Here is a 23,258-nt window from a genome sequence, read left to right on the forward strand (position 1 = left end):
GGGGGGCCGTGCGGTGGGGGGGGGGGGGGGGGGGGGGGTGCCCCGGGGCCGCGCGGGTGGGCTACGGCGGGGGGGGCCCCGCCCCCCGTAGGGGGCCCGAGACTGTGACATGTGCGGCTCCGCCGCGATGGTGGTCCCCCCGCTCGAGCGAAGCCGAGCGGGGGGAGCGACCAGCCCCCACCGGCCCGCAGCCCCATCACTGCACTTCCAGCGGAGCGCTTTCGCTCGACTACTCGACGGTGAAGCCCTGCTCCTTGCCGTACTTGACGGAGGCGTCCTGCCAGGACTTCAGACCCTCGGAGAGCTTGGTGTTCGAGACGTACGCCTTGCCGACGGTGTCGTTGAAGATCGAGTTGGCGTACTGCTGGAAGGGCAGGTACGACCAGTCGTCGGACACGTTGGCCGCGGACTCGGCGAATATCTCGTTGGCCTTCTGCCCGCCGAAGTACTCGAACTCGGTGTTCTGGAAGTCCTCGGACTCGAGCTCCGCATTGGTCGCCGGGAAGGCGCCCTCCTTGATCCGGCTCTGCACACCGGCACCGGAGTTCGCGTACTCGACGAAGGCGTAGGCGAGTTCCTCGTTCTCGCCCAGCTCGGGCAGGGCGAGGGAGCTGCCGCCGTTCTCCGCGCTGGCCTTGTCGCCCTTGGTCCAGGCCGGCATCGGCGCCGCGCGCCAGTCGCCGGCCGCCTGCGGCACGCCGGTGACGAAGTTGGCGGGCATCCAGGCGCCGGTGACCAGAGTGGCGATGGTGCCGTCGCCCAGGCCCTTGTACCAGTCGTCGGTCCAGCCGGTGATGGGCGCGAGGAGCTTCTCGTCGATGAGCGGCTGCCAGGTTTCGGTGTACTTCTTGGCGCCCGCGTCGGAGAAGTCGACCTTCACATTGGTGCCGTCGACCTTGTAGGGACGCGAACCGGCCTGCCACAGCATGCTGGTGGTGCCGCCCGCGTCACCGGCGTCGGCGGCGATGAAGGCCTTGGGGTCGGCCTTGTTCAGCTTGCGGGCCGCCTCGACGTACTCGTCCCAGGTGGCGGGCACCGTGATCTTGTGCTTGTCGAAGACCGCCTTGTTGTAGAACATCGCCATGGGGCCGGAGTCCATCGGCAGGCCGTAGACGGCCTCACCCTCGCTCACGGCGTTCCACGGGCCCGGGGTGTACTTGTCCTTCAGCTTGTCGGCGCCGTAGGGCGCCAGGTCGGCGAGGCCCTTGGTGAGGGCGTACTGGCTCACCGCGAAGTACTCGACCTGCGCGACGTCGGGGACGCCCTTCTCGGCGGAGATGGCGTTCGTCAGGGCGGTGTAGTGCTTGTCGCCGGACCGCTCGCCGACGAGCTCCACCTTGACCTTCGGGTACTTCTTCTGGAAGTCGGCGGCGACCGTCTTCAGCGTGGGCTCCCAGGCCCAGACCTTGATCGTGCCGCCCTTCTCCAGGGCGGCCTGCATGTCGTCGGCGGAGACCGGCTCGTTGCCGGCGCTGTCGTCGGAGTCACCGCAGGCGGTCGCGCCCAGGGCGAGGACGGAGAGGACTGCTATGCCGCGCATCAGGCGGTTTGTGGTTATGCGCATGGAGGTGCTTCCACTTCTTCGTGGGTGGGACAGGGCGAGGGTTTTGACGTTGTGTGGGGGCGTGGGGCCTTCGGGGACGGTCACTCCTTGACGCTTCCGGCGGCGAGCCCGGACTGCCAGTACTTCTGCAGCAGCAGGAACGCGGCGATCAGCGGCACGATGGTGAGCAGCGAACCGGTGATCACCAAGTTGAAGATCACGTCACCGCCGATCGTCTCGGCCTGGGAGTTCCAGGCGCTCAGCCCCAGGGTCAGCGGGTACCAGTCCGGATCCTTGAGCATGATCAACGGGAGGAAGTAGTTGTTCCATGTGGCGACCGTGGTGAACAGCAGGACGGTCACGATGCCGGGGGCGAGCAGCGGCAGGGCGACCTGGAAGAAGGTGCGCGCCTCACTCGCTCCGTCCACACGGGCGGCCTCCAGCAGTTCGGTGGGGATCGCCTCGGTGGCGAACACCCACATCAGATACAGGCCGAAGGGCGAGACGAGCGAGGGCAGGATCACCGCCCACGGAGTGTCGGTCAGCCCCATCTTGCTGAACATCAGGAAGGTCGGCACCGCGAGTGCGGTGCCCGGGACGGCGACGGCACCGATGACCGTGGCGAAGACGCCGCGCTTTCCGGGGAAGTCGAACTTCGCCAGCGCGTAGCCGCCCAGGATCGCCAGGAAGGTGGCCCCGCCGGCGCCGAGGACGACGTACAGCAGCGTGTTCAGCAGCCAGCGGGTGAAGATGCCGTCGTTGTACGTGAACGTGTCGCTGATGTTGGACCAGAGGGCGAAGTCGTCTGCGAACCACAGCCCGGACGAGTCGGCCAGCCCCTCCTGGGTTTTGGTGGCGCTGATGACCAGCCAGATCAGCGGCACCACGGTGTAGAGCAGCATCAGGCCGGTGAGCACGGTCAGCAGCACACTGCGCTTGGGGCGCCCGGGGGTGTGCTTCTTTCCGGGCGTACGCAGCCGGGGCGTGCCCTTGCCGGAGCCTGCGGCCGGAGCGGTCGGAGACTTGGCGGCGGCGGTGAGAGGGGTGCTCATCGGGTCACGCTCCCTTGCGCATGCCGCGAAGCTGCACGATGTAGGCGATCACCATGGTGATCAGCCCCATGATGATGGCGACCGCCGCGGAGTAGTTCTGCTGCTGGCCGTTGAAGGACAGCGAGTACGTGTAGAAGTTCGGCGTGTAGTCCGTCGTGATGGCGTTGCGCGCCAACTGCCGCAGGATGTTCGGCTCGTTGAAGAGCTGGAAGCTGCCGATGATCGAGAAGATCGTCGCGATGACGAGGGCGCCGCGGATGGCGGGGAGCTTGATCGCGGTGATGACGCGGAACTGTCCGGCGCCGTCGATCTCCGCGGCCTCGTAGAGCGAGTGCGGGATGACCCGCAGCGCGGAGTAGAAGATCAGCATGTTGTAGCCGACGAACTCCCAGGTGACGATGTTGCCGATCGACGCCAGGACCAGATCGGTCGAGAGCGGGTCGGGCAGGGTGACGCCGAAGGCGTCGTTGATGTCGCCGACCAGGCCGTAGCGGGTGCCGTACATGAAGCCCCACATCAGAGTGGCGACCACGGCGGGCACCGCGTACGGCAGGAAGATCGTGATCCGGAAGAAGTCCTTGCCGTACAGCCGCCCGCTGTCCAGGGCGAGCGCGATGAGCAGGGCGATGCCCAGCATGATCGGCACCTGGACGACGAGGAAGAGGGAGACCCGGATGAGGGAGTCCCAGAACCGGTCGTCCTCGAGGGCCTGGGTGTAGTTGTCCAGGCCGACGAACTGGTTGCCGCCGATCAACTGGTCACGGAACAGGCTGAGATAGATCGAGTACGCGATCGGCGCCAGGAAGACGAGGGCGAAGACCGCCACGAAGGGGCCGATGAACCCCCAGCCCGTCCAGGAGCGGCGGCTGTGTTTCGCCGAGGGCCGGGGGCCTGGAGGCCGGTCCGCGGCCACCGGCGGTTGTAGCGTCGTCATGTCGTTCCTCGTTCATCCATCCCGGAACCGGCGTTGTGCGCCGCCGAAGATGTTTGCGTAAACATTCCGCTTTGCAAGTGTCCATGGGCTGTTATGTTTACGTAAACATCTGATGGCGGAATGTCTACACTGCCCCGATCACGACGGTCAAGGGTCGGCAGCGGAAACTGCGCCCCGAGCGACAAGGGAGACGGGTGGACACTGCGGACAACGCATCGGCGCCGAGAGCACGAGTGCGTACCAGGACAAGGGCAGGTCGCCGCACCCAGAGCGCGTCCATGGCGGATGTCGCCCGGCTGGCCGGCGTCTCCTCACAGACGGTCTCCCGGGTTTCCAATGGTTATGAAGGCGTGACCGAGGAGACCCGCCGACAGGTGCTCGCGGCCATGGAGGAACTGGGCTACCGCCCCAACAGCGCCGCACGGGCCCTCAAACGCGGCGAGTTCCGCACCATCGGGGTCATCACCTTCGGCCTGGCCACCACGGGCAACGTCCGCACCCTGGAGGCGATCGCCACCTCCGCGGCCCACGAGGGCTACGCCGTCACACTCCTGCCCGTCGCCGTCCCCACCCAGAACGAGGTCCGCGGCGCCTTCTCCCGCCTCGGGGAACTGGCGGTCGACGCCGTCATCGTCATCCTGGAGGTGCACCTCCTCGACGCGGTGACCCTCTCCCTGCCACCGCACGTCCGCATCGTCGTTGCCGACTCGGACGCCGGAGACCGCTACACCGTGGTCGACACCGACCAGGCCGGCGGCAGCCGCACCGCCGTACGCCACCTCCTGGATCTAGGCCACCACACGGTCTGGCACCTGGCAGGCCCCGAGGAGTCCTACGCGGCAGAGCGCCGCGCCCAGGCCTGGCGCACCGAACTCACCGAGGCCGGACGCCCCACACCACCTCTCGTACGGGGCGACTGGTCGGCCGAGTCCGGCTACCACGCCGGTCTCGAACTCGCCCGCCAGAAGGACTGCACAGCGATCTTCGCCGCCAACGACCAGATGGCACTCGGCCTGCTGCGCGCCCTGCACGAACAGGGCCGGAAGGTACCGGACGACGTCAGCGTCATCGGCTTCGACGACATCGCCGAGGCCGGCTCCTTCCTGCCTCCCTTGACCACGGTCCACCAGGACTTCGCCGAGGTGGGACGGCTCTGCGTGGAGGGCGTGCTGCGGCAGATGCACCATGACGAGACGGAGCACGGCACGACGCTGGTGCCAACGCGGCTCGTAGTACGTAGCAGCGCGGGGCCGCTGAGCGCTCGGCTGGAACGGGGATGAACCTGCGGGTTCGTTGTGCCTGATCGCGCCGTTCCCCGCGGGGTGCCTCCGGCGGTTGGGCGGCTGCGGGGGCTGGTGGGTGGCTGGTCGCGCCGTTCCCCGCGGGGTGCCTCCGGCGGTTGGGCGGCTGCGGGTTGGTGGGTGGCTGGTCGCGCCCCGCGGCGGAGCCGCTGATGTCACAGCCCCGCGCCCCTGGGTGGGTGGTGGGTGCGGGGCCGTGGGCCGGTGCGTCAGCCCGTCGCAGGCCGGGCATACGGCCCTGGCCTGGTACAGGGTGCGGGTTCTCCGAGACAGAACCTAAGCGACGGGCATACGACGCACCGGCCCACGACCCCTCCCGCCGGAGGGAGGCTGCGGGAGCGTTGGGGTGCGGGCTTTCCCGGGGTGCTGGAGTCGCAGGTTTTTAGGGGCGCGGGGAACTGCGCGACCAGCCACGGCGGACCCGCAGGATCAAACCGCGCCCAGCGGAGCGCTATCGCGCCGGACTTCGCCAAGGCCGCTCATCTGCTGGGGGCGCCTCAGTCCCTCGGTAGCCCGAGGATCCGCTCGGCGACCACGTTCAGCTGTACCTGCGTCGTGCCGCCGGCGATGGTCAGGCAGCGGGAGAGCAGGAAACCGTGTGCGGCGCGCTTCCCCGCTCCCTCACACAACGCGCCCTCCGGGCCGAGGAGTTCGAGGGCGAGTTCGGCGACCTTCTGCTGGTGCACGGTCTGGACGAGCTTGCGTACGGAGGCTCCGGCGCCCGGCTCGACACCCGACACCTGCTGCATGGTCGTACGAAGCCCGATGCAGGCCAGCGCGTGCGCCTCGGCGATCAGCGCGCCGAGCCGGAGCCGTACGGCATCGTCCAAGTCCCTGGCCAGGAGCGCCTCGATGCCGGTACCGAAGGTCAACTGATCGGCCATGTGGACGCGTTCGTTGCCAAGGGTGTTGCGGGCAACCTTCCACCCGTCGTCGACGGACCCGACCACCGCATCAGCCGGGAGGAGGGCATCGTCGAAGTAGACCTCGTTGAACAGTGATTCCCCGGTGATCTCCTTCAGCGGACGGACATCGATACCCTCCGTGTTCTTCATGTCGACGACGAAGTACGTGAGCCCCTTGTGCTTGGGCGCCTCCGGATTCGTACGGGCGAGCAGGATCCCGTAGTCCGCCCAGCGGGCCGAACTGGTCCACACCTTCTGCCCGTTGACCCGCCAGCTCCCGTCGGCGGCCCGCTCGGCGCGCGTCCGCAGCGAGGCGAGGTCGGACCCGGCGCCGGGTTCCGAGAACAGCTGGCACCACAGCACGTCCCCGCTCAGCGTAGGCAGCAGATACCGCTCCTGCTGCTCCCGCGTCCCGTAGGCGATGAGCGACGGTACGACCCAGGTGGCGATCCCCAGATCACTGAGCCGTACGCCCGCAGCGGCCAACTCCTCCTGAACGGCAAGCTGTTGGACAGGCCCGGCACCGAGCCCGTACGGGGCGGGCAGATGCGGGGCGGCGTACCCGGTGGGCGCCAACTCCCGTCGTACTGCAGCCGGTTCGAGACCACGCACACGCTCAACAACCTCACGGGCGTCCGCACGGTGGGCCGCTGCCTCCCCCGGCAGATCCAGCCTCAACTTCCTCCGTACGCCGCCCTCCGCGAGCCGCACAGCACGCAGCCGGTGCACGTCGCCCGAGCCGAACAGCTGCCGCGCCACCACCGCCCGCCGCAGATACAGATGGGCATCGTGCTCCCAGGTGAACCCGATCCCGCCGAGAACCTGAATGCAGTCCTTGGCACAGGAGTACGCGGCGTCCAGGGCCTCGGCGGCAGCGAGGGCCGACACCAACTCCCGTACGCCGTCCGGCTCCTGAACCGCCCGAGCCGCGTCCCAGGTGAGCGCCCGGGCCCGTTCGACCCGTACCAGCATGTCGGCGCACAGATGCTTCACGGCCTGGAACCGCCCGATGGGCTGCCCGAACTGCTCGCGAACCTTGGCGTATTCGGAGGCGGTGTGCAGCGCCCAGGCAGCGGTGCCGCAGGCGTCCGCGGCGAGGACGACAGCTGCCAGGTCGCGCACGAGCGCTGAGTCGACGGCCGCGATGGGCAGTACGCGGTCGGCGGGTACACGCACCCCATCCGCCCGGACCTCGGCGGTGGCCCGCGTAGGGTCGACGCCCTCGTGCGCCCGTACAACGAGATCGGCGGCATCGACGGCCGACCACACCACCCCGCCCACCCCATCCGAGGCGGCCAGGATCAGCAGGTCGGCGTCGGCCCCGGACAGCACCGGCGGGGCGGTCCCGTCCAGGAGGTACCCGCCCTCCTCACGCGGGGCAGCGGTCAGCGAACCCGCCCCGAACGCCACGGCCCCCACCCGCTCCCCCGCCGCCAGCGCCCGCACCAACCCGTCCGCCTCCGCACGGACGAGCACCAGCGAGGCGATCAGGCTCGGGACGTACGGCCCCGGCAGCGCGGCCCGCGCAGCCTCCTCCACCACGACGGCCAGGTCGAGGAGGTCGCCGCCACCACCGCCGTACGCCTCGGGCAGATGCACACCGAGCAGCCCCTGCGCGGCGAGCCCGTCCCAGTACGGAGGTCTGCCCTCGCCGGGCGAATCGAGGAGTTTACGCACTTCCTCGGGCGGCATGGCCCGAGCGATCCAGCCGCGCACGGCTTCGGCCAACTCCCGCTGTTCACGCGTGATCCCGATCCCCATGCAGGCCTCGCCTCCCCAAGGTCGGCGAAAGAGTAGAACACGTTCCAATCTGATGGAAGGTCAGACACTGCCCGGATGCTGACGATGGGTCAGATGGTCAAGAATTCGTTAGGGACCCAAAGCAATGGAATAGTTGCCTTGGCGCACGGGGTTCACCGTGCACGTACCGCACGCACGTCCCCCGGAGGCACGACCCGATGTCCCAGCCCCAGACAACGACGGACCAACGCCCCATGCGGAGGCCGATCGGCAGCGATTCCGGCACCGGCGCCGGAATCGTCCCGGTACTGGCCTTCGCGGGCATCGTTGTCGCGGTGATGCAGACCCTGCTCGTGCCGATCATCAAGGACCTGCCGGAGCTGCTGAACACCTCCCCCGGCAACGCCACCTGGGTCATGACCTCGACCCTGCTCGCCGGCGCCGTGGCCACACCGATCATGGGCCGCCTGGGTGACCTCTACGGCAAGCGGCGGATGCTGCTGACGAGTCTGGCCGTGATGGTGGTGGGTTCGCTGATCGCCGCTTCCACCAGCGAACTGCTCGTGATGATTACCGGCCGCGCCCTCCAGGGCTTCGCGATGGGCGCCATCCCGCTCGGCATCGGCCTGATGCGCGACGCGCTGCCGCGCGAGAAGCTCGGCTCGGCGATGGCCCTGATGAGCTCGTCGATCGGCGTCGGCGGCGGACTGGCGCTGCCGCTGGCGGCGCTGGTCGCACAGAACGCCGACTGGCACGCGCTGTTCTTCGGCTCGGCAGCCCTCGGTCTGGTCTCGATCGTGCTCACCCTCGTCTTCGTACCGGAGTCCCCGCTGCGCGCCAAGGGCACCTTCGACGTACTCGGCGCACTCGGCCTCTCCGCGGGCCTGGTCCTCTTCCTCCTGCCGATCACGAAGGGCAGCGACTGGGGCTGGGGTTCGGGCACGACGCTCGGCTTGTTCGCAGCGGCGGCGGTCGTCCTCTTCCTCTGGGGCGTAATGGAGCTGCGTGTCCAGGCCCCCCTCGTGGACCTGCGCACCACGGCACGCCGTCCCGTGCTCTTCACCAACCTCGCCTCGATCATGGTCGGCGTCGCCTTCTACGCCGTATCCCTTGTCCTGCCCCAACTGCTCCAGCTGCCGACGGCGACCGGCTACGGCCTCGGCCAGTCGATGGTCGTAACGGGCCTGTGCGTGGCACCGCTCGGCCTGACGATGATGTTCACGGCTCCGGTGTACGGGCGCCTGTCCGCCAAGTACGGCCCGAGGACCACGCTCATGATCGGCATGCTGATCATCGCGGTCGGATACGGCGCCGGCCTCGGCCTGATGAGCGCGGCCTGGCAGACGGTCGTCATCGCGGTGGTCCTCGGGGCGGGGATCGGCCTCGCGTACTCCTCACTCCCCGCGTTGATCATCGGGGCCGTGGACGCGTCCGAGACGGGGGCGGCGAACGGTCTCAACACGTTGATGCGGTCGGTCGGTACGTCCGTATCGAGCGCCGTGATCGGGATGGTGCTGGCGAACACGGCGAACCAGGTGAACGGGGTCGCGATCCCCACGATGCACGGGTTCAGGGTCTCGTTCTTGATCGCTGCCGGGGCTGTGGCGGTGGGGCTGCTGTTCGCACTCCTGCTGCCTCGCCAGGCCAGGACGCGCGCTCCGCGGGTGGAGCGGTTCGAAAGCCGCGGGTCGGTTGTGGCTGAGCGCGCCCACGCCGCACGCTCCGCCGGGTAGCGCCGTACGACGGTGCGGGTGATCTGTGGCTGAGCACGCTCACGCCACAGGCTCCGCCGGGTAGCGCCGTAGGCCGGTGCGGGTGATCTGTGGCTGAGCACGCTCACGCCACAGGCTCCGCCGGGTAGCGCCGTACGACGGTGCGGGTGATCTGTGGCTGAGCACGCTCACGCCACAGGCTCCGCCGGGTAGCGCCGTACGACGGTGCCGGTGATGTGGCTGAGCACGCCCCGCGGCGGGCGCACCCCCGAACACCCGCTTACGGCACCATGGGCGCCCACAGCCCCGTACAACCAGGAGAATCCATGCCCGCGGCCCCCAAGCCCGAGACCCTCGCCGCCTTCGAGCAGGCCAAGGGCTTCATGCCCACCCGCGAGGGCCTCGCCCTGCACGCCGCCGCAACCGAAGCGGCAGCACTCGGCCTCCCTCTCCTCGAAGTAGGAACGTACTGCGGCCGCTCCACCATCCTCCTCGCCGACGCCGCCCGCGAGACCGGCGTCACCGCGATCACCATCGACCACCACCGCGGCAGCGAAGAGCAGCAGCCCGGCTGGGACTACCACGACCCGGAGACGATCGACCCCGACCTCGGCCGAATGGACACGCTCCCCACCTTCCGCCGCACCCTGCACAAGGCCGGCCTGGAGGACCACGTGGTCGCGATGGTCGGCCGCTCACCCCAGATCGCGGCCTTCTGGCGGACACCCCTCGGCCTCGTCTTCATCGACGGCGGCCACACCGACGAACACGCGACCGCCGACTACGAGGGCTGGGCCCCCCATATCGCCGAGGGCGGCCTCCTCCTGATCCACGACGTCTTCCCCGACCCGGAGGACGAGTTCACCGGCCAGGCCCCGTACCGCGTGTACCTCCGCGCCGTCGCCTCCGGCGCATTCACCGAGGTCTCGGCCACCGACTCGCTGCGTGTCCTGCGGCGGACGGGAGCGGGGATCTGAGGCCCCCGCGATTTGACTGCAAAATGACGACGCCGACTATAGAATGCAGTCATGACGACTGCATTCACCGTACGGGACGTCCCCGACGACATCGCCCGCACCATCAAGATCCGCGCCGCCGAGGCCGGCCAGTCCATACAGGGCTACCTCCTCGGCCTCATCATGCGGGAGGCATCGAAGCCCAGCCTCGCCGAGATGGTCGCCCGCGCCGAGCGCTACGCGAGCGACCAGGTCACCCACGACGACGTCCTCGCCGCCTTGGACGAGGGACGGAGCGGCCGGTGATCGTCGTCGACGCCTGCGCGGTCACGGAGTTCCTCACCTCCAGCGGCATGCTCGCCCGGCGTGTGCGCGAGCGGATCGCGACCGAGGACGAGATCCACGCCCCGTACCTGATCGACACGGAGGTGGCCTCGTCGGTCATCGGCATGGGCAAGGGCACCAGGGGCGGCAAGCCGAAGCTCGGCAAGGGCGAGGTCGACCACTATCTGAAGGAGTTCGCCGACCTGCCCCTCACTCGCCATCCGGCACTTCCCCTCACTGCCCGCGTGCGTACGTTGGCCGCGAACCTGTCGGTGTATGACGCGACGTATGTGGCGCTGGCCGAGGTCCTCGGCCTCACCCTGGTGACCACCGATTCCCGTATCAGGCGAGGCGTCGGGCGGATCGCCAAGTGCGACATCGTCGACTTCGGCACCTGAGCGTGAGTCCACGCGGCAGAGCCGCGCGTTGACGCAGACCCGCCCCTCTTTGGAGCGCAGCCACCGCACCGGACTCCGGCGAGTCCGCTTAGGGTGGCAGGCGTGTCGTATGTAGGTCCGGACTTCGATCCTCCCCGCCCGCCGCGCCGTTCCTGGCGCAGACCCCTGACCGTCGCCGTCGCCGCGCTCGTACTGGGCGCGTTGGTGGGGTGGCTGGTGTGGCAGGCAGTGGGGGATTCGGGAGGGGACGGCTCGGACGGATCGGTGGCGCAGTCGTCGCCGTCGCCAGCGTCGCCGGATACGTCCGCATCGGACGCACCCTCCTCACCCATCACCGGGACGGACGACGGCGACGCCAAGGAGCCCGGCAAGTCCCCCGCCCCTTCCAGCTCCTCGACCTCCCGCCCCGCCGCCTCCGGCCCCCTAAAGGGCAAGGTCTTCGTCATCGACCCAGGCCACAACCCCGGCAACTTCCGCCACACCACCGAAATCAACCGCCAGGTCGACATCGGCACGAACTCCAAGGAGTGCGACACGACCGGCACGTCCACCAACGACGGCTACACAGAAGCCCGTTTCACCCTCGACGTCTCGCACCGCCTCCGCACCCTGCTCGAACAGCAAGGCGCCACGGTCAAGTTCACGCAGGACGGCGACCGCCCCTGGGGCCCATGCGTCGACGAACGCGCCCGCATCGGCAACAAGGCAAAGGCGGACGCCGTGATCTCCATCCACGCGGACGGCTCAGGGCCCGGCAACCGCGGCTTCCACGTGATCCTGCCGGGCGCCGTGAACGAGGGTGAAGCCGACACCCGCCCGATCGTCGCCCCGTCCCGCGAACTCGGCGAACGCATCGCCGGCAACCTCGTCAGCGCCACCGGCAGCGCGCCCTCCAACTACATCGGCGACGGCACCGGCCTCGACGTACGCACGGACCTCGGCGGTCTCAATCTGTCAACGGTTCCCAAGGTGTTCATCGAGTGCGGCAACATGCGCGACAGCAAGGACGCGGCGCTGCTGACCAGCGGCGCGTGGAGGCAGAAGGCGGCGCAAGGGATCTCTGAGGGAATCGTCAGTTTCCTGGCGGAGTAGGAGGTTCGAGGCCTCACAGTCGCCATGCACACCTCAAATCTAGCTCAAGACCATTGCAGAAGCACACCCCCTCTTGATCAGCTGTTCTCGACCGGAGGCGATCAAAGCTTTCTCTTTTCCGATCATGGGGGATCACTTGAAGTTCCAAACAATCCGACGCGGGGCCACCGTTGCCACCTTGTCCATGACCCTGATCGCTGTGGGCGCCTCGGCAGAGGCTGCGCCAAGCACGAAGAACACCAATGTCGCGAGCGCGGAAGCGACCACATCCAGCCTCAAGAGGATGATCAATATTCGCTCAACCGGGACCAAGTGCGGCAAGACAGTTATCGCGGAGGCTTCGGGCAGAGGACGCATGACACTGCGTATAGACGAGACCCGAAGCACAGGCTCGGTGCTCTCGAAGAACATCGAACTTTCGAAGGGTGCCATCAGCGCGGGTGTCGGCTGGGACGTGACGAAGTCGCGCAGCATCACCGTGAGCGGCTCCAAGGAGGTGCCTCCCGGCAAGTACGGCACGCTCAAAGCCTACGTGAAGTACACCGGGAAGAAGTTCGACGTGGAGGAATTTCGCCACGGAATCCCTGATGACTGGGTGACCATTCGGAAGAACAAGACGGCCTACAGGCCGATCGGCGTCTGCTTCAAGTACAGCGAGCGATAGCCGGGCCCGCAACACGCCCCAGTCCTTGACGAAGCGGCTCGCCGGGGACGTCCCCGGCGAGCCGCTTCTCGCTATGGGAAACGCAAGCCTGCCCCATAGCGAGCGCACAGTTGAACCTTATTGATCAGACTTGATCAATAAGATGAGCATCACGGTAAGCAACCTGCGCCAGCACCCATTTCCTTGACGCAAACCGAACAACTGAAGCGGCCCACACAGGCGATATCGTCGTCCAATACGCGTAGCAGCGCCGACAACGCGCAATACGACCGACGAGCCATACCCTGGATGCCCTGCGTGTCGGGCTGCTTGAGAGCGTGGCACGTCACCCTGCAACCATTCTTGCGGTGACGTCGACCGGACGCGGAACCTACCGTCGTACCGCTCCCGACCGGTACGGCTTCCCCCCACTCACCCTGCGCCGCACCAAGCAACACTTCGGCTACGCCACCGGCGATCTTGTACGCGCAAATGCCCCCACCGGCAAGAAGCAGGGCAGCCGCAAAGGCCGCGTCGCGTCCGCACTACCGGCAACTTCAACATCAAGACTCTCCACGGCCTCGTCCAGGGCGTTCACCACCGGCACGTCCGACTTGCTCCAACGAGCCGACGGCTACGCCTACACGCCCCGGACGGAGGCGTCATGCGCCTGACCTGTGCGGTCTCAATCTGTCAACGGTTTCCGAAGCCTTCGACAGCCAGCCAACTGCGCGACAGCAAGGACGCGGCGCTGCTGACCAGCGGCGCGTGGAGGCAGAAGGCGGCGCGTGGGATCTCTGCGGGAATCGTGAGTTTCCTGCGGGGGTAATGATCTGCGAACGGATCCGGCCACACACCCCTCGCAGTCGGACGATAGTGTCGCCCCTACGATGAGGGGCCACCCCCGCGCTTCACACCGCGGCCATACGGCGACATGGTGACAGCGACGCCTCCACCGAAGACGAGACGACGACTGATGAAGGACTTGAAGTGAATATCCGCTCCCTCACTCGAGGCGACGGCGTGGTGATCGGAGCAGCGGTGTTGCTGTTGATCGCGTCGTTCCTTGACCTCTATTCGCTCGACGGGGCCCCTGACGACTACGCCATCCCGAATGCCTGGGGAAGCGCGCCGGTGCTCATGGGCGTCGTACTTGCCGGCATCATCGGCGCCGCGCTCATCGTCGTCGCCCACGGGCTGCCGCAGGCACCCAAGGTCGCGGGCCTCGACATCGCTCCGTTCGGCATCGCGTTCACGGTCTTCGCCGCCTGGAGCGCGCTCGGCAACGTCTTCGACCCGGCCGGCGGCGCGGACAACATCGGCCCCAACGCCGGTGACGGCGGGGTCGAGGCCGGCATCGGCCTGATCCTGGCACTCATCGCCACCCTCCTCCTCGCCGCCGCCGCGATCGCCACCCCCCTCGTCCCGGCCCTGAAGGGCGCCCTCCTCCCCGCCCCCAAGCCCGCCGCCCCCCAGCCCTACGGCGCCCAGCCGCAGGGTGGTTACGGCTACCCGGGCGCCCCCGGCGCCCAGGGCCAGCCGGGTCAGCCCTTCGGCGGTCAGCCGGGACAGCCGCAGCCGGGCCAGCCGTTCGGCGCGCAGGGCGGCCCGCAGCCCGGTCAGCAGCAGCCTCAGCCGCAGCAGGCCCAGGCGCCGCAGGCTCAGCAGCAGCCGCCCGCCGCGGAGTTCTCGCCGTTCTGGTTCGCGGTGCCGGTCCCGCGTCCGCTGTACGGGGAGGACGGCTCCCCGACACCGATCGCCGAACTGGCGCCCGGTACCTGGTACTTGGCCGTCGAGCAGCGCGGCCCCGGTCTGGTGGCCCAGACGCAGGACGGCCGTCGAGGCGTACTGCAGGACACCAGCGGAATCCAGCGCGGCTGACCCGCCCGCTTCCGCCCACACCTCACGGCCAACGGCCCTTCGCTCTTCCGAGCGAGGGGCCGTTGTCGTACAGTCACCGTTCTCGGCTGATGGCTGACGGACCGTCAGGAGGCGGCTCATGCGACTCGGTCTCGCACTCGGCTACTGGGGGCGCGGCCCCAACGCGGACCACGTCCCGCTGGCGCAGGAGGCGGAACGCCTCGGCTACGACTCCGTGTGGACCGCCGAGTCCTGGGGCTCCGACGTCTTCACCCCGCTGACGTGGATCGCGGCGCAGACGTCCCGCATCAAACTCGGCACGGCGGTCGCCCAGATGGCCGCCCGCTCCCCCACGACGACCGCCATGCACGCGCTGACCCTCGACCACCTCTCGGGCGGGCGCATGATGCTCGGCCTCGGCCTTTCGGGCCCGCAGGTCGTGGAGGGCTGGTACGGCCGCCCGTTCCCGAAGTCACCGCTCACGGCAACGAGGGAGTACGTCGATGTCATACGCCAAGTCCTCCGCCGCGAGGCCCCGGTTGAGCTGAACGGCCGCTTCCACACCCACCCGTACCAGGGCCCGGACGCCACAGGCCTGGGCAAACCCCTCAAGCCCATCACCCACCCCCTGCGCCCCGAACTCCCCGTCCTCCTGGGCGCGGAGGGCCCGAAGAACATCGCGCAGACGACCCGGATCGCGGACGGCTGGCTCCCGTTGTACTGGTCTCCCCTGCGCCCCGACGTATACGAGGCGTCGCTGACGGACGTACGAGACGACTTCCTGATCGCCCCCATGGCCCAGGCCAGAGTGTGCGACGACGTATCGGAAGGCCTCCTCCCCGTAAAGACGATGCTCGGCTTCTACATCGGCGGCATGGGCCACGCGAAGCGCAACTTCCACGCCGACCTCATGGCCCGCATGGGATACGAGGCGGAGGCGCGGCGAATCCAGCGCCTGTTCCTGGAGGGCCGCCGGGAGGAGGCGGTCCTGGCCGTCCCCGACGCCTTCGCGGACGAGATCTCCCTGGTCGGCCCGCGTGAACGGATCGCGGAACGCCTGGAGTTGTGGCGGAAGGGCCCGGTGACCGACCTGCTGGTCCTGTCCCCCGACCGCCACACCCTCCGAGTCCTGGCGGAGCTCAACGAGGCCTCGGCGTAAGGAAAATCGCGCCGCCGGGCGGTTTCATCCCGGATTCAAGGGCTACTCGGCGAGCATGTCCCCTCGATATCGCACCAACCAGGCAGGCAGGGTCATCGCGATCGTCGCCGACATCATGGCGTTGATCCTCGGACTGTGGATCCTGATGTACCTGCTGGACGCGAACCGGGCGAACGACTTCGTGCAGTTCATCCAGGACGCGGCCCGCTGGCTCGCCGGCTGGTCCCACGACCTGTTCACCTTCGACGAGGACTGGGCCCGGGTCGTCGCCGGGTACGGCCTGGCCGCCGTCGTGTACCTCTTCGTGGGGCACGTCATCGCCAACCGCATGTACCGCCACCACTGACACCACTGAGGCGCTACGCCCAAGGCGTTACGCGCAAAGCGTTACGAGCACAACGCTACGAACAGCAGTCGGCGTCCAGCCCCCAAGGCAACCGCTCCCCGCTGAACACCGCACACGTCGCCTCGTCCCCGCCCAGTGCGGCCACGGCGAGCAGCAGCGAGCCCGCCGTCCAGGCCGTCAACTCCTCGGGCCAGACCGCCTCGTCCTCGAAGACGTAGCCCGTCCAGTACAGGCCGGTCTTCGGGTCGCGGAGGTGCTGGATGGACTGGAGGATCTCCAGGGCCCGGTCGGACTCGCCCACGGCCCAGAGCGCCAGGGCGAGTTCGGCGGACTCGCCGCCCGTCACCCAGGGATTGGGCACGACGCACCGTACGCCGACTCCCGGCACCACAAAGCGATCCCAGTCCCGCTCGATGCGTTCCTTCGCCTCGGGCCCGGTGAGCGCCCCGCCCAGCACGGGGTAGTACCAGTCCATGGAGTAACGGCTCTTGTCGAGGAACCGCTCCGGATGCCGCCGTATCGCGTGCCGCAACGCCCCCACCGCCAACTCCCAGTCCGGCTGCGCCTCTTCCCGCTCCTCGGCGATCGCGAGCGCGCAGCGCAGGGCATGGTGGACGGACGAACTTCCGGTCAGCAGCGCATCGTCGGCCCCGGTCCCGTCGTCCTCGCACCGCCAGCCGATCTGCCCACCCGCCAGCTGGAGCCGCAGCACGAACTCCATGGCCGAGTAGACGGTGGGCCACATCCGGTCCAGGAAGGTGTCGTCGCCGGTCGCCAGATAGTGGTGCCAGACCCCGACGGCGACGTACGCGCAGAAGTTGGTCTCCCGACCGCGGTCGGTGACGTCGGCGGCGTCCCCGTCGGCATAAGCCGCGTACCAGGATCCGTCCTCGTTCTGATGCCGCGCCAGCCAGTCGTACGCCCGCTCTGCCGCCTCGTGCTCGCCCGCCGCGTCCAGCGCCATCGCGGCCTCGGTGTGGTCCCACGGGTCGAGGTGGTGCCCGCGGAACCACGGTATGGCGCCGTCCGCCCGCTGCACGGCGAGGATGCCCCGCACCGTCTCGGCGGCCTGCTCCGCGGTGAGCACCCCGGCCAGGACGAGGTGTTCTGTACGGGGTGTCGTCACGAAGCGTCCACCGAGGCGTCGGTCGAAGCGGCCTCAACCGGCAGATGCGGCTTGGTCGCGTACGCCACGAAGGACTTGCCGATCAACGGGTTCAGCGCCTGCTCGGCGACCCGCGTGGCGAGCGGCTTCTTCATGATGTCCCAGACCAGAAGCTGGTGATACGCCCGCACCGGCAGCGCCTTGTCGTTGTCGACGCCGAACGCGCACTTCAGCCACCAGTACGGGCTGTGCAGCGCGTGGGCGTGGTGCGTGCCGTACGGCTTCAGTCCCGCCTCTTGCATCCGGCCGAGCAGTTCATCGGCCTTGTAGATGCGAATGTGGCCGCCCTCGACCTCGTGATACGCGTCGGACAGCGCCCAGCACACCTTCTCGGGCCCGTAGCGCGGGACCGTGACGGCGATCCGCCCGCCCGGCTTCAGCACGCGCACCATCTCCGCGAGTACGCCCTTGTCATCGGGTATGTGCTCCATGACCTCGGAGATGATCACGACGTCGAACGACTCGTCGGGGAACGGGAGTTGAAGCGCGTCTCCCTCCATGGCGACGGCGCTCGCGCCTTCCGGCGCCTCCCCCGCCTCCTTCATCGCGGCAAACCAGGTCGCGACCTCGCGGATCTCCTCGGCGTTCTGATCCAGCGCCACGACCCGCGCTCCGCGCCGGTAGCACTCGAAGGCGTGCCGGCCGGCTCCGCACCCGAGGTCCAGTACGCGGTCGCCCGGGGCGAGCGGGAACCGGGAGAAGTCGACGGTCAGCACGTGGCCCTGCTTTCGCGATCGGTTACGACTACTTCTGCGGCTGCTTGTTCGACAGCTTCGGCCTCAACAGCGCTGACGGCGGCGGGCCGACGGGCTCCCCCGGCGTCGGCGATCGCCTCGCGATACCGCGCCACCGTCCCCTCGGCCGCCCGCGCCCAGGTGAACCGCTCAAGGACCCGCGCACGCCCGGCGGTTCCGAGCCGCGCACGCAGCGAGGGGTCTCCGAGAAGCCTGCTCAGGGCGCCGGCCAGCGCCCCGGAATCACCCGGCGGGACAGCCAGGCAAGTCTCACCGTCCCTTCCCGCCACCTCGGGAATCGCCCCGCCGGTGGTGGCCACGAGCGGCGTCTGAGTCGCCATCGCCTCGGCGGCGGGCAGCGAGAAGCCCTCGTACAGGGAAGGCACGCAGGCGACCTCGGCGGACCGTACGAGGTCGACCAGTTCCTCGTCCGAGATCCCCTTCACGAACTCGACGGCGCCTTCGAGCCCGTATCGCTCGATGGCCTGGGCGACCGGTCCGTCCTCGGCGCGCTTGCCGACGACGACGAGGTGGGCGGCGGGGTGCTCGGTGCGCACCTTGGCCAGCGCCTCCAGGAGGAAGACGAGCCCCTTCAGCGGCACGTCCGCGCTGGAGGTGGTGACGATGCGTCCCGGTGTCTGCGGCACGGACGGATCCGGCGAGAAGAGGTCGGTGTCGGCGCCGATGTGCACGACGTGGATGCGTTCGTCGCGTACGCCGAGGTGGTCCACGATCTCCTGACGGGACGTGCCGGAGACGGTGAGGACGGACGGGAGGCGTCGCGCGACGCGCTTCTGCATGCGGGTGAAGGCGTACCAGCGGCGTTTGGAGGCGCGCTCCCGCCAGCCGTTCGCCGCGTCCAGCTCCAACTGCCGGTCCACGGTGATGGGGTGATGGATCGTCGTGACGAGGGGCGCGCCGATGCCGCCCAACAGGCCGTAGCCGAGGGTCTGGTTGTCGTGCACGACGTCGAACTCGCCGCGACGGGCGCGGAGATGGCGCCGGGCCCGCAGCGAGAAGGTCAGCGGCTCGGGGAAACCGCCGGTCCACATCGTGCCGACCTCGAGGGCGTCGATCCAGTCGCGGAACTCGCCGGGCTTCGGGGTGCGAAAGGGGTCCGAGGGACGGTACAGGTCGAGGCTGGGCAGCTCGGTGAGGGAGAGCCCGCCCGGTGCCTCAGCCGCGTCGAGCACGTCCACGTCGAGTACGGGGTACGGCTGGGCGCCGATGACCTCGATCCGGTGGCCGAGGCGGGCGAGCTCGCGCGAGAGGTGCCGTACGTAGACGCCCTGGCCGCCGCAGAACGGGTTCCCTTTGTAGGTGAGGAGCGCGATGCGCAACGGTCGGTCGCCGTCGGCGGCCGAGCCCTCCTCGGGACCCGCCTCCATGGCCTCAGCGGTCACTCCGGGCCCCCTTCTTCCAGCAGTTTCCCGCGAGATTACTTCGGGACGGTAATCTAGAACAAGTTTCAGACTTGATCGTTCAGGGAGCACTGAATCTACCGGCAGGTAGCCCTCCTGTGAGCGGTGGATCGGGTGATTCACGCCACGGCGAGGCCCTACTCTGCTGTCGCTCCCCCCGCCCCCCACCGACCCTCTGCACGAACGTCACGGAACGGGACACATGCCAGCGGAAGCCAAACCTTCGGCGAAGACGGCACAGCCGAAGACCGCGCAGCCGACGACGAAGGCCGAGCGTTCGGCCGCGGACGCCGGGCGCTCGGCCACGGGCGCCGAGAAGCCCGCCGCGCGGAGCGCGCACGCGGCACTGCGAACGGTCCAGCCGGACTCGCCGCCGCTCACCGAGCGTCAGGAGGCGCGGCGCCGGCGCATCCTGCATGCGAGCGCGCAACTGGCCAGCCGGGGCGGCTTCGACGCGGTGCAGATGCGCGAGGTCGCGGAGTCCTCGCAGGTCGCCCTCGGCACGCTGTACCGCTACTTCCCGTCGAAGATCCACCTGCTCGTCGCCACGATGCAGGACCAGCTCGCCCACATGCACGGCACCCTCCGCAAGAAGCCCCCGGCCGGCGACACGGCGGCGGAACGCGTCGCCGCGACCCTGATGCGCGCCTTCCGCGCCCTCCAGCGCGAGCCGCACCTCGCCGACGCCATGGTTCGGGCCCTGACGTTCGCGGACCGCAGCGTCAGCCCGGAGGTGGATCAGGTGTCCCGCCAGACCACCATGATCATCCTGGACGCCATGGGCCTGGACGACCCCACCCCCGACCAGCTCTCCGCGGTCCGCGTCATCGGCCACACCTGGCACTCGGCCCTCATCACCTGGCTCTCGGGCCGCGCCTCCATCGCCCAGGTCAAAATCGACATCGAGACGGTGTGCCGCCTGATCGACCTGACGGAGCCAGGCGGCAAATCGACGTGACGGAGCCAGGCGGCGAACCCGCCTGACCGAGCCGGGCGGCGAACCGGCCTGACCGAGCCGGGCGGCGAGGAGTGACTCACTCCTCCGGCGGAAACACCGGCTCCCCCGACCCCACCAGGCTGATCATGATCGCCTCCACCGGGCAGCCCTCCGCCGCCTCCAGGACCTTCTCGTTGGCATCCGTGTCCGGGTCCAGGGGGTGGGACTGGCGGGCGGAGTCGAGGTGGAAGGCATGGGGAGCCTGGTTGACGCACTGGGACGAGCCGATGCAGACCGAGCGGTCGACCTCGATGTGCCAGCGGTCACCCATCTTCTAGGCCTCACCCTCATAGCCGTTGGGCAGGTGGATCATCTTGTGCTCGAAGTACTCGCCGTACCCTTCGGGCCCGAACTCCCGCCCCAGACCGGAGTTCTTGTAACCGCCGAACGGGCCGAGCATGTCGAGGCTGAAGGTGTTGACCGAGTACGTGCCCGTACGGACCTGACGCGCGACCTCGATGCCACGCTCGACGTCCGCGGTCCACACGCTGCCGCTCAGCCCGTAGTCGGAGTCGTTCGCGATCTTCACGGCCTCGCTCTCGTCGCCGTACGGAATGAGGCAGATGACCGGCCCGAAGATCTCTTCGCGGGCGATCCGCATGGAGTTGTCGACGTCGCCGAAGAGCGTCGGCTCGACGTACCAGCCCTTGTCGAAGCCGGCCGGACGTCCGCCACCGGTGAGGATCTTGGCGCCCTCCTCCTGGCCGATGCGGATGTAGTCGAGGGAACGCTGCTGCTGACGCCGGGCAACCAACGGGCCGAGTTCGGTGGCCGGGTCGAGCGGATCGCCGATCTTCAACGCGCCCGCGACGGCGGCGAAGGCCTCGGCGAACTCGTCGTAGCGGGTGCGCGGCACGAGGATGCGGGTCTGGGCGACGCACGCCTGCCCGTTGATCATCCAGGCGAAGGGGGCGATGCCGCCCACCGCCGTCTGCGCGTCTGCGTCCGGCAGGATCACCGCGGCCGACTTGCCGCCCAGTTCGAGGGTGACGCGGGTGAGGTTGCGCGAGCAGACCTCCATGACGCGTTTTCCGGCACCGACCGAGCCCGTGAAGGACACCTTGTCGACCCCCGGATGCCCGACCAGGTACTCACTCACCTCACGGTCGGCGGGCAGGATCGACAGCACACCCTCCGGCAGCCCGGCCTCGGCGGCGATCTCCGCCAACAGATAGGCGTCCAGGGGGGTTTCGGGCGACACCTTCAGGACCGCGGTGCAGCCGGCCAGCAGCGCGGGAGCGAGCTTGGCGGCGGCGGTGAACTGCGGCACGTTCCACGGCACGACGGCCGCGACCACGCCGACCGGTTCGCGCCGCACCAGGATCTTCCCGAGGACACCGTCACGCTGCTCCTCGTACGTGAAGCCGCGCGCGGTGGTGATCGCCGCGTCCCACACCATCATCGAGGCGAGCGCCTGCACCATCACGGAGGAGGTGTACGGGGTGCCGTTCTCGGAGGAGATGACGCGGGCGATCTCCTCGTGCCGTATGGCGAACGCGTCCTTGATCCGGCCGACGACCTCGATCCGCTCGTCGAGCGTCATACGCGGCCAGGGGCCCTCGTCGAACGCCGTACGCGCCGCCGCCACCGCCCGGTCCACATCGGCCGCCGAGGCGTGCGGCACCCTCCCGATGACCTCCTCCGTGTGCGGCGAGACCACCTCGATGACGTCCTGGCCCAGCGGGTCCGTCAACTCCCCGCCGATGAACAGCTTTCCGTGTTCCACGAGCTCGGTCATGAGCTACTGCCTCCTGCGGAGCCGGGCGATCCCAGTTGCTGATCCCAGTTGCTGATCTCAGTCACTGACTTCCTGACGCTGTTTCAGATACACACGAGGAACTGATACCAGTTCTAGTTATAGTGAGCAATGGCCATGCCGAAGAGGACCGAAGCGGACCGAAGCGGGCCGCACAGGACCGGGCTGAGAACCAGGACGGGGAATCCATGACGCAAGTGACCGACCACGGCGGCGGCGTACGGTCCATCAGGGTCCCCATCCCTGACAACCCGCTCGGCTACACACTGGTGTACGTCCTCGACACCGACCGCGGCCCGGTCCTGGTCGACACAGGCTGGGACGACCCGGAGTCCTGGGAGACACTGGCCGACGGCCTTGCGGAATGCGGCACTTCGCCATCCGAGATCCACGGGGTCGTCATCACCCACCACCACCCCGACCACCACGGACTGTCCGGCCAGGTACGGGAGGCCTCCGGCGCCTGGGTCGCGATGCACGAGGCGGACGCGTCGATCGTCCGGCGCACGCGCGGGACGCGGCCCCAGCGCTGGTTCACGTACATGACGGACAAGCTCACGGCTGCCGGGGCACCCGAGGAACACGTGGCGCCCCTGCGCACGGCCCACCCCCGCACCCTCCCCGGCCTGTCTCCCGCCCTCCCCGACCGCGAGATAGTCCCCGGCGAACTCCTCGACCTCGCGGGCCGCCGCCTCCGCGCGATCTGGACGCCCGGCCACACTCCGGGCCACGTCTGCCTCCACCTGGAGGAGAACCACCCGGCCCAACTCCCCGGCAGAGGCCGTTTGTTCTCCGGCGACCACCTCCTCCCGGAGATCACCCCGCACATCGGCCTGTACGAGGACCCGGACGACGCCACGGTCATGGACCCCCTCGGCGACTACCTCGACTCACTCGAACGCATCGGCCGCCTGGCCCCCGCCGAGGTCCTCCCCGCCCACCAGCACGCCTTCACCGACGCCCCTTCTCGCGTACGGGAGTTGCTGACCCACCACGAGTCCCGCCTGACCGACCTGCTCTCCCTCCTCACCGCTCCCCTCACCCCCTGGCAGCTCGCCGAACGCATGGAGTGGAACCGCCCCTGGGACCAGATCCCGTACCCCTCAAGAAACATCGCGGTCTCCGAGGCGGAGGCCCATCTGCGCCGACTGGTGAAGCTGGGGCGGGCGGAGGCGGTTACGGGGAGCGATCCGGTGACGTACGTGGCGGTGTGAGGGCGG

The 23,258-nt window shown here is 68.9% G+C and carries 22 protein-coding genes and 1 pseudogene; 14 read left to right on the forward strand and 9 right to left on the reverse strand.

Annotation, left to right across the window (positions count from 1 at the left end; genetic code table 11):
• Positions 1–229: 229 nt before the first annotated feature.
• The 3 genes from ACGFNK_RS44210 to ACGFNK_RS44220 form a co-directional block, all read right to left on the reverse strand.
• Positions 230–1,564 carry an ABC transporter substrate-binding protein gene (locus ACGFNK_RS44210; protein ID WP_393426588.1) on the reverse strand — a complete coding sequence of 445 codons (1,335 nt, stop codon included), beginning with the start codon at positions 1,562–1,564 and terminating at the stop codon, positions 230–232.
• A gap of 80 nt (positions 1,565–1,644) precedes the next feature.
• Positions 1,645–2,595 (reverse strand): carbohydrate ABC transporter permease, encoded by a 951-nt coding sequence (locus tag ACGFNK_RS44215; RefSeq protein ID WP_386346349.1) that lies wholly within the window; start codon positions 2,593–2,595, stop codon positions 1,645–1,647.
• Positions 2,596–2,599: 4 nt separating this feature from the next.
• A complete protein-coding gene (locus ACGFNK_RS44220) occupies positions 2,600–3,529 on the reverse strand; it encodes a carbohydrate ABC transporter permease (protein WP_393426592.1) in 930 nt (309 codons plus the stop codon).
• A 278-nt stretch (positions 3,530–3,807) separates the two neighbouring features.
• Between ACGFNK_RS44220 and ACGFNK_RS44225 the strand changes: the two genes are divergently transcribed.
• Positions 3,808–4,809: a LacI family DNA-binding transcriptional regulator gene (locus ACGFNK_RS44225; protein ID WP_393426595.1), complete on the forward strand. Its 1,002-nt coding sequence runs from the start codon at positions 3,808–3,810 to the stop codon at positions 4,807–4,809.
• Positions 4,810–5,327: 518 nt separating this feature from the next.
• On the opposite strand, the gene ACGFNK_RS44230 is transcribed toward ACGFNK_RS44225, so the two are convergent.
• Positions 5,328–7,496 carry an acyl-CoA dehydrogenase gene (locus ACGFNK_RS44230; RefSeq protein WP_393426598.1) on the reverse strand — a complete coding sequence of 723 codons (2,169 nt, stop codon included), beginning with the start codon at positions 7,494–7,496 and terminating at the stop codon, positions 5,328–5,330.
• A 233-nt stretch (positions 7,497–7,729) separates the two neighbouring features.
• Between ACGFNK_RS44230 and ACGFNK_RS44235 the strand changes: the two genes are divergently transcribed.
• From ACGFNK_RS44235 to ACGFNK_RS44285, 11 genes and pseudogenes are all read left to right on the forward strand, one after another.
• A complete protein-coding gene (locus ACGFNK_RS44235; protein ID WP_393426601.1) occupies positions 7,730–9,208 on the forward strand; it encodes an MFS transporter in 1,479 nt (492 codons plus the stop codon).
• Between the two features lie 305 nt (positions 9,209–9,513).
• Positions 9,514–10,164, forward strand: a complete 651-nt coding sequence (locus ACGFNK_RS44240; protein ID WP_393426604.1) for a class I SAM-dependent methyltransferase — start codon at positions 9,514–9,516, stop codon at positions 10,162–10,164.
• Between the two features lie 51 nt (positions 10,165–10,215).
• Complete coding sequence (locus ACGFNK_RS44245; RefSeq protein WP_393426607.1) at positions 10,216–10,449, forward strand: antitoxin; 234 nt, start codon at positions 10,216–10,218, stop codon at positions 10,447–10,449.
• The gene (locus tag ACGFNK_RS44250; RefSeq protein WP_393426610.1) at positions 10,446–10,865 is read left to right on the forward strand and encodes a type II toxin-antitoxin system VapC family toxin; all 420 of its coding nucleotides are present in this window, start codon (positions 10,446–10,448) and stop codon (positions 10,863–10,865) included. The genes ACGFNK_RS44245 and ACGFNK_RS44250 overlap by 4 nt, the downstream gene beginning before the upstream one ends.
• A gap of 102 nt (positions 10,866–10,967) precedes the next feature.
• The gene (locus ACGFNK_RS44255; RefSeq protein WP_393426613.1) at positions 10,968–11,957 is read left to right on the forward strand and encodes an N-acetylmuramoyl-L-alanine amidase; all 990 of its coding nucleotides are present in this window, start codon (positions 10,968–10,970) and stop codon (positions 11,955–11,957) included.
• 178 nt (positions 11,958–12,135) lie between these two features.
• The gene (locus ACGFNK_RS44260; protein WP_393426616.1) at positions 12,136–12,621 is read left to right on the forward strand and encodes a hypothetical protein; all 486 of its coding nucleotides are present in this window, start codon (positions 12,136–12,138) and stop codon (positions 12,619–12,621) included.
• Positions 12,622–12,968: 347 nt separating this feature from the next.
• Positions 12,969–13,274, forward strand: coding sequence for a hypothetical protein (locus ACGFNK_RS44265; RefSeq protein WP_393426723.1), 306 nt, complete (start codon positions 12,969–12,971; stop codon positions 13,272–13,274).
• A pseudogene (locus tag ACGFNK_RS44270) lies at positions 13,273–13,429 on the forward strand (N-acetylmuramoyl-L-alanine amidase); the annotation flags it as partial. The gene ACGFNK_RS44265 and the pseudogene ACGFNK_RS44270, both read left to right, overlap by 2 nt.
• A 161-nt stretch (positions 13,430–13,590) precedes the next feature.
• Entirely contained in the window at positions 13,591–14,481 is an 891-nt protein-coding gene (locus tag ACGFNK_RS44275) for a hypothetical protein (RefSeq protein WP_393426619.1), read from the forward strand.
• Positions 14,482–14,599: 118 nt separating this feature from the next.
• On the forward strand, positions 14,600–15,619 hold the full coding sequence (locus ACGFNK_RS44280) for an LLM class F420-dependent oxidoreductase (protein ID WP_393426622.1): 1,020 nt from the start codon (positions 14,600–14,602) through the stop codon (positions 15,617–15,619).
• Between the two features lie 55 nt (positions 15,620–15,674).
• Positions 15,675–15,965, forward strand: coding sequence for a hypothetical protein (locus tag ACGFNK_RS44285; protein ID WP_393426625.1), 291 nt, complete (start codon positions 15,675–15,677; stop codon positions 15,963–15,965).
• Between the two features lie 55 nt (positions 15,966–16,020).
• On the opposite strand, the gene ACGFNK_RS44290 is transcribed toward ACGFNK_RS44285, so the two are convergent.
• The 3 genes from ACGFNK_RS44290 to ACGFNK_RS44300 are packed head-to-tail and all read right to left on the reverse strand — an operon-like array spanning position 16,021 to position 19,267.
• Positions 16,021–17,091 (reverse strand): prenyltransferase, encoded by a 1,071-nt coding sequence (locus ACGFNK_RS44290; RefSeq protein WP_386346376.1) that lies wholly within the window; start codon positions 17,089–17,091, stop codon positions 16,021–16,023.
• Positions 17,088–17,846, reverse strand: coding sequence for a methyltransferase domain-containing protein (locus ACGFNK_RS44295; RefSeq protein ID WP_393426628.1), 759 nt, complete (start codon positions 17,844–17,846; stop codon positions 17,088–17,090). Before ACGFNK_RS44295 ends, ACGFNK_RS44290 begins: the two co-directional genes overlap by 4 nt.
• Entirely contained in the window at positions 17,840–19,267 is a 1,428-nt protein-coding gene (locus ACGFNK_RS44300) for a glycosyltransferase family 4 protein (RefSeq protein WP_393426631.1), read from the reverse strand. The genes ACGFNK_RS44295 and ACGFNK_RS44300 overlap by 7 nt, the downstream gene beginning before the upstream one ends.
• Positions 19,268–19,487: 220 nt before the next feature.
• Between ACGFNK_RS44300 and ACGFNK_RS44305 the strand changes: the two genes are divergently transcribed.
• Entirely contained in the window at positions 19,488–20,243 is a 756-nt protein-coding gene (locus tag ACGFNK_RS44305; protein WP_393426634.1) for a TetR family transcriptional regulator, read from the forward strand.
• Positions 20,244–20,319: 76 nt separating this feature from the next.
• On the opposite strand, the gene ACGFNK_RS44310 is transcribed toward ACGFNK_RS44305, so the two are convergent.
• Both ACGFNK_RS44310 and ACGFNK_RS44315 read right to left on the reverse strand, forming a co-directional pair.
• Positions 20,320–20,553, reverse strand: a complete 234-nt coding sequence (locus ACGFNK_RS44310; RefSeq protein WP_033324547.1) for a ferredoxin — start codon at positions 20,551–20,553, stop codon at positions 20,320–20,322.
• A 3-nt stretch (positions 20,554–20,556) separates the two neighbouring features.
• The gene (locus ACGFNK_RS44315) at positions 20,557–22,020 is read right to left on the reverse strand and encodes an aldehyde dehydrogenase (protein WP_393426637.1); all 1,464 of its coding nucleotides are present in this window, start codon (positions 22,018–22,020) and stop codon (positions 20,557–20,559) included.
• A 206-nt stretch (positions 22,021–22,226) separates the two neighbouring features.
• Here ACGFNK_RS44315 and ACGFNK_RS44320 point away from each other — a divergent pair, with 206 nt between their 5' ends.
• Complete coding sequence (locus ACGFNK_RS44320; RefSeq protein WP_393426640.1) at positions 22,227–23,252, forward strand: MBL fold metallo-hydrolase; 1,026 nt, start codon at positions 22,227–22,229, stop codon at positions 23,250–23,252.
• Positions 23,253–23,258 lie beyond the last annotated feature (6 nt).

This window comes from Streptomyces sp. NPDC048825 (assembly GCF_043198355.1).
Taxonomy (GTDB): domain Bacteria; phylum Actinomycetota; class Actinomycetes; order Streptomycetales; family Streptomycetaceae; genus Streptomyces; species Streptomyces xiangluensis.

Bases quoted from the DNA above. Each gene is read 5' to 3' on its own strand.
- ACGFNK_RS44305 (WP_393426634.1), top strand. From the start codon at position 19,488: ATGCCAGCGGAAGCCAAACCTTCGGCGAAGACGGCACAGCCGAAGACC.
- ACGFNK_RS44230 (WP_393426598.1), bottom strand. From the start codon at position 7,496: ATGGGGATCGGGATCACGCGTGAACAGCGGGAGTTGGCCGAAGCCGTG.
- ACGFNK_RS44280 (WP_393426622.1), top strand. From the start codon at position 14,600: ATGCGACTCGGTCTCGCACTCGGCTACTGGGGGCGCGGCCCCAACGCG.
- ACGFNK_RS44285 (WP_393426625.1), top strand. From the start codon at position 15,675: ATGTCCCCTCGATATCGCACCAACCAGGCAGGCAGGGTCATCGCGATC.
- ACGFNK_RS44225 (WP_393426595.1), top strand. From the start codon at position 3,808: ATGGCGGATGTCGCCCGGCTGGCCGGCGTCTCCTCACAGACGGTCTCC.
- ACGFNK_RS44320 (WP_393426640.1), top strand. From the start codon at position 22,227: ATGACGCAAGTGACCGACCACGGCGGCGGCGTACGGTCCATCAGGGTC.
- ACGFNK_RS44310 (WP_033324547.1), bottom strand. From the start codon at position 20,553: ATGGGTGACCGCTGGCACATCGAGGTCGACCGCTCGGTCTGCATCGGC.
- ACGFNK_RS44210 (WP_393426588.1), bottom strand. From the start codon at position 1,564: ATGCGCATAACCACAAACCGCCTGATGCGCGGCATAGCAGTCCTCTCC.
- ACGFNK_RS44235 (WP_393426601.1), top strand. From the start codon at position 7,730: ATGCGGAGGCCGATCGGCAGCGATTCCGGCACCGGCGCCGGAATCGTC.
- ACGFNK_RS44220 (WP_393426592.1), bottom strand. From the start codon at position 3,529: ATGACGACGCTACAACCGCCGGTGGCCGCGGACCGGCCTCCAGGCCCC.
- ACGFNK_RS44245 (WP_393426607.1), top strand. From the start codon at position 10,216: ATGACGACTGCATTCACCGTACGGGACGTCCCCGACGACATCGCCCGC.
- ACGFNK_RS44240 (WP_393426604.1), top strand. From the start codon at position 9,514: ATGCCCGCGGCCCCCAAGCCCGAGACCCTCGCCGCCTTCGAGCAGGCC.
- ACGFNK_RS44215 (WP_386346349.1), bottom strand. From the start codon at position 2,595: ATGAGCACCCCTCTCACCGCCGCCGCCAAGTCTCCGACCGCTCCGGCC.
- ACGFNK_RS44315 (WP_393426637.1), bottom strand. From the start codon at position 22,020: ATGACCGAGCTCGTGGAACACGGAAAGCTGTTCATCGGCGGGGAGTTG.